This is a genomic window from Acidimicrobiales bacterium, assembly GCA_036399815.1.
Classification (GTDB): Bacteria; Actinomycetota; Acidimicrobiia; order Acidimicrobiales; family DASWMK01; genus DASWMK01.
This window is the reverse complement of the sequence record DASWMK010000187.1, coordinates 1-4,115: the sequence shown is the minus strand read 5'-3', so window position 1 is coordinate 4,115 and position 4,115 is coordinate 1. Positions and strand designations below refer to the sequence as shown.

Sequence of the window (4,115 nt, the reverse complement as noted above, 5' to 3'; positions counted from 1 at the left end):
CGGCGGCCTGCTCGGCGTGGTCGGCTCGCTGCTCACCTGGATCAGCAGCGACGTCGGCGACGTCTCCGGCTTCGACGCCAGCAACGACGCCTACACCGTGCTGATCGTCGGCGTCCTCGGCATCGCCCTCGGCGTCCTCTGGCTCCTCGCCACCCTCGACCCGCTGGCCCGCGTGGGCGGGTTCGTAGCGCTCGCCCTCGGCATCGTCCTCGCCGGCGTGGCCGTCTACGACATCCTCGACGTCGGCGACCTCGACCTCGCCGGCGCCGCCGTCGGCATCGGCCTCTGGCTGGCGCTCGCCGGCGGTGTGCTGCTGATCGTCGCCGGCGCCCTCGGCATCGTCCGGAGGGGGCACCGCTGATGGAGCCGGGCCCCGAGTACCGCAAGGCGGCGGAGCGGATCGACGCGCTCGTGCGTGACCTCGGGCCCGAGGACCTCGACCGGCCCGTCCCCGCCTGTCCCCGCTGGACCGTCGCCGACCTCGTCCGCCACCTCTGCGGCGTCGCCGGCGACGTCGTGAACGGCACCATGGACGGCGCCCCCGGCGAGGAGTGGAGCGCCCGCCACGTCGCCGCCCGCGCCGACCGGTCCGTCCCCGACGTGCTCGACGAGTGGAGCGGCTACGGCGACCCGATGACGCCGGTGTTCACCGGCGGCGGTTCGCTCGGGTTCATCCTCCTCGCCGACGTCATCTCCCACGAGCACGACCTGCGCGGCGCGCTCGGCGTCCCGGGCGACCGCGCCGACCCGGCGGTCGGCGAGGTGGCGGCCCGGTTCGTGAAGGGCATGGGCCGGCGGCTGGACGAGGCCGGCGTCCCGGCCCTGCGGATCGTGTCGGGCGGCCGGGAGCTCCTGGCCGGGTCGGGCGAGCCGGGCGCCACCGTCGAGGTCGGCGACGACTGGGAGCTGCTGCGCGGCCTCACCGGGCGGCGCACCGACGACGAGCTGCGGGCCTGGCGGTGGGACGCCGACCCGGACCCGTGGCTGCCCCACCTGTCCGTCTTCCCGCTGCCGGCGGCCAGCCTCGGGGAGGCGACCGCCACGGCCTGACCGCACGAGCCGGGCGCCGGCTCAGCGCAGGCTGGCCACCGCGGCGAGCAGCGTGTCGATCTCGGCCTCGGTGTTGTAGCCGTGCGGCGAGACCCGCAGCCCGCCGCCCCGCGCGCTGAGGACGACCCCCTCGGCCTCGAGCAGGCGGGCGGCGGCGGCGTGGTCGGCGCCGGGGACCTCGAAGGTCAGGATGCCGGAGCGGCCCTCGCCCGACCGGTCCGACAGCACGGTGGCCCCCAGGTCGGCCAGCCCGGCCGCGGCCCGCTCGAGGAGGCCGTCGACGTGGTGCCACACCCGGTCCACGCCGGCGTCGAGGAGCAGGTCGGCGGTGGTGCCGAGCGCGGCGATGCCGGTCATGTTGAACGAGCCGCCCTCGAAGCGGCGGGCGTCGGGCGCCCACACCAGGTCGAGGTTCTCCCACTCGGTCCGGTGGGCCACCGACGCCCACCCCGGCTCCAGCGGGCGCAGCAGGTCGAGGCACCGCTCGGCCACGTACAGCACGCCGATGCCCTCCGGCCCGAGGAGCCACTTGTGGGCGTCGGCGGCGGCGAAGTCGACCCCCCACTCGGCGAGCCTGGCCGGCAGCACGCCGAGCCCCTGGATGACGTCGACGCAGAGGAGGGCGCCGTGCGCGTGGCACACCTCGGCCAGCGCCGCGAGGTCGGCCCGCCAGCCCCGCCCGAACTGCACCCAGCTGCAGGCGACGACGCGGCAGGGGCCCCGGTCGAGGGCCTCGGCCACCCGCTCGACCAGCACGGCCCGGCCCGGCCCCTCGGGGGCGACCCGGTCGACGCGCACCCCGAGGGGCTCCAGCGCGACCCAGGGGAGCAGGGTCGAGGGGAACTCCAGGTCGGGGACGACGACCCGGTCGCCGGGGCCGAAGTCGAGGCCGGAGGCGACGAAGCCGATGCCCTCGGTCGTGTTCTTGACGAAGGCGACGTCGGCGGCGGGCACGCCGAGCAGCCGGGCCGCCTTCGCCCGCACGCCCTCCATCGCCTCGAGGCGGTCCTCGACACCCACCGACCCGTTCTCGGCGACCACGCGCGCCGCGGCGTGGATCGCCTCCACCACCGGCGCGGCGAGCGGCCCGACGCCGGCGTGGTTCAGGTAGGCCCAGCGCTCGGTGACCGGGAACAGGCTGCGGTCGAGGGCCGTCCTCACGCCGGCTCCGCGTCCCGCACCTGGCCGACGAGGGGCAGCACGCGCAGGGCGATCTGCTCGGAGAGCGCGATCTGCGTGGTCGTCCGCACGATGCCGCTCACCTCCAGCACCCGGTTGATGACCTGCTGCAGGTGCTCGTTGGTCCTCGCCACGATCCGGCAGTGGAGGTCGCCCGGCCCGGTCGTGGCGTGGGCCTCCAGCACCTCCGGGATGTTGCGGAGGTGGTCGATCACGTCCTGGAGCCGGCCCTGGGAGATCTCCAGGGTCGTGAAGGCCAGCACGTCGTAGCCGAGGGCCCGCAGCGACAGGTCCGGGCCGAAGCCGGTGACCACCCCGCGACGCTGGAGCTTGTCGAGCCGGGCCTGTACCGTCCCCCTCGCCACACCGAGCTGGCGGGCCAGCTCCATCACCCCCGCGCGCGGCGTCTCCGCGAGCGCCGAGATCAGGCGGGCGTCGAGGGTGTCGATGCCGGTGGGCAACATGGCCAGATCGTACAGCATCCCCTCCACTCGAATGGGCAGGATGTCCACCGTCTCGGCCACTGGTTGACGCTCTTGATCGCAGGTCCTTGGATTGGTGGTGACAATTCGCACGAGCCGAGGAAGGACCGGCAATGACCACGGTTGACCTGATCCCCGAGGAACAGCAGGAGACCGCCCCGCCGCCGCCCCGGCTGGGGGGCATCGACCATCTCGAGTGGTGGGTCGGCAACGCGCGGTCGACGGCCGGCTTCTTCGCCGCCGCCTTCGGCTTCGACATCGTCGCCTACGCCGGCCCCGAGACCGGCGTGATGGACCGCGTGTCCTACGTCCTCACCCACGGGGACATCCGCTTCGTCGTCACCGGCGCGCTCGGCCCCGACTCGCCCATCGCCGCCCACGTCCGCGCCCACGGCGACGGCGTCCGCGACGTCGCCTTCCTGGTGGACGACGCGGCCGGCGCCTACCGGGCCGTCGTCGCCCGCGGCGCGGCCGGCGTGTCCGCCCCCGAGGTCACCGAGGACGGGCAGGGCCGCATGGTGCGGGCCTCGGTCGCCGCCTACGGCGACACGAACCACACCTTCGTCGAGCGCAAGGACTACGGCGGCCTGTTCGCGCCCGGCTACGAGGCCTCGCCGCTCGCCCGGCCGGTCGGCCCGGCCGTCGGCCTCGAGCGCATCGACCACGTCGTCGCCAACGTCGAGCTCGGCGCCCTCGACCGCTGGGTCGACTACTACCGGCGCATCTTCGGCTTCGACCAGATGGTGCACTTCTCCGACGAGGCGATCTCCACCGAGTACTCGGCGCTGATGTCGACGGTCGTGTGGGACGGCTCGAAGGTCGTCCTGCCCATCAACGAGCCGGCCGAGGGCCGCCGCAAGAGCCAGATCGAGGAGTACCTCGACTTCTACGGCTGCCCCGGCGTGCAGCACATCGCCCTCCGCACCGACGACATCATCACCGCCGTGCGGGCGCTGCGGGAGCGGGGCGTGCGGTTCCTCCAGGTCCCGCCCGTCTACTACGAGGACGCCAAGGTCCGCATGGCCGGCATCGACCTGCCGTGGGAGGATCTGGCCGAGGTCGGCATCCTCGTCGACCGCGACCAGGACGGGCACCTGCTCCAGATCTTCACCGAGAACGTGACCGACCGCCCGACGGTGTTCTTCGAGATCATCCAGCGGGCCGGGGCCAAGGGCTTCGGCGAGGGCAACTTCAAGGCCCTGTTCGAGGCGATCGAGCGCGAGCAGGCCGCGAGGGGGAATCTCTGATGGCCGCTCCGGGCCGGAAGGGGGCGCGATGAGGTACGTGCAGATGGGCGAGGTGCCGCCCAAGCGGCACACACAGGTCCGGGCCGACGACGGCCGCCTGCTGACCGAGGAGGTCATGGGCTACGAGGGCTTCAGCGGGAACGAGTCGATCCTGCTG

The 4,115-nt window shown here is 74.1% G+C and carries 5 protein-coding genes; 3 read left to right on the top strand and 2 right to left on the bottom strand.

Annotated features, from left to right (window positions below; genetic code table 11):
* Window positions 1-361 (top strand): hypothetical protein (locus VGB14_14135; protein ID HEX9994062.1); only part of this gene is annotated, 361 nt, incomplete at its 5' end.
* On the top strand, window positions 361-1,050 hold the full coding sequence (locus VGB14_14130; GenBank protein HEX9994061.1) for a maleylpyruvate isomerase family mycothiol-dependent enzyme: 690 nt from the start codon (window positions 361-363) through the stop codon (window positions 1,048-1,050). The genes VGB14_14135 and VGB14_14130, both read left to right, overlap by 1 nt.
* A 21-nt stretch (window positions 1,051-1,071) precedes the next feature.
* Here VGB14_14130 and VGB14_14125 read toward each other — a convergent pair whose 3' ends face one another.
* Both VGB14_14125 and VGB14_14120 read right to left on the bottom strand, forming a co-directional pair.
* Complete coding sequence (locus tag VGB14_14125) at window positions 1,072-2,211, bottom strand: aminotransferase class V-fold PLP-dependent enzyme (protein ID HEX9994060.1); 1,140 nt, start codon at window positions 2,209-2,211, stop codon at window positions 1,072-1,074.
* Window positions 2,208-2,753, bottom strand: a complete 546-nt coding sequence (locus VGB14_14120) for an Lrp/AsnC family transcriptional regulator (GenBank protein HEX9994059.1) — start codon at window positions 2,751-2,753, stop codon at window positions 2,208-2,210. Before VGB14_14120 ends, VGB14_14125 begins: the two co-directional genes overlap by 4 nt.
* Window positions 2,754-2,824: 71 nt before the next feature.
* Here VGB14_14120 and hppD point away from each other — a divergent pair, with 71 nt between their 5' ends.
* On the top strand, window positions 2,825-3,958 hold the full coding sequence (hppD, locus tag VGB14_14115; GenBank protein ID HEX9994058.1) for a 4-hydroxyphenylpyruvate dioxygenase: 1,134 nt from the start codon (window positions 2,825-2,827) through the stop codon (window positions 3,956-3,958).
* Window positions 3,959-4,115: the final 157 nt, after the last annotated feature.

Coding starts and splice junctions, on each gene's coding strand:
- VGB14_14130 (HEX9994061.1), top strand. CDS start 361: ATGGAGCCGGGCCCCGAGTACCGCAAGGCGGCGGAGCGGATCGACGCG.
- hppD (HEX9994058.1), top strand. CDS start 2,825: ATGACCACGGTTGACCTGATCCCCGAGGAACAGCAGGAGACCGCCCCG.